Genomic DNA, 580 nt, shown 5'->3' with positions numbered 1-580 from the left:
ATTAAAGAGCTTGGAAAGCTTTTGCAGTTCCGCGACAGTTACATCACGTGATCCTTTTTCAATCTTATCCCGATCGCTCGGATTTAACTTCGTTCAGTTCGGCTAAAGCCTCGGGTGTAATCTGTGCGTCTAAAGGATACCTCTAACAATACCGATGGATTCAAACAGGGGAGTACCGCTGCTAAACACTATGATTACGATACGTTTGGTAATTTAAAGGTAGACCGAAACAAGGGAATTACGGCAATGAAATACAACCATTTGAATTTACCAACCGAAGTTGTTTTTGCAGCCGGAAAAATTACTTACCTTTATACAGCCACGGGAGAAAAACTGCAGAAGAAAGTCACCCAAGGCAGTAGCGTCGTGATAACGGACTGTGTAGATGGTTTTACTTCGTCTGTTCGCTTTGCTCGAGTCAATACGTAGATGGGGTATTGAGTTTCTTCCCGACAGCAGAAGGATATTTCAATGCAGAAACACAAAATTATGTGTATCAATACCGCGATCACCTTGGTAATGTTCGCCTAAGTTACTCGGATGCGAATAAAAACGACAAGATCGACGTTGGTGAGATCAT

Annotated in this window: 1 protein-coding gene; it reads left to right on the top strand. The window is 42.2% G+C overall.

Annotated features, from left to right (window positions below; translation table 11 throughout):
- Positions 1–123: 123 nt before the first annotated feature.
- Positions 124–429 carry a hypothetical protein gene (locus tag HX004_RS17670; protein ID WP_286444181.1) on the top strand — a complete coding sequence of 102 codons (306 nt, stop codon included), beginning with the start codon at positions 124–126 and terminating at the stop codon, positions 427–429.
- The last annotated feature ends 151 nt before the right edge of the window (positions 430–580 follow it).

Source organism: Myroides sp. 1354, assembly GCF_030324495.1.
GTDB lineage: Bacteria > Bacteroidota > Bacteroidia > Flavobacteriales > Flavobacteriaceae > Flavobacterium.
This window is presented reverse-complemented; position numbering and strand designations above follow the sequence as displayed.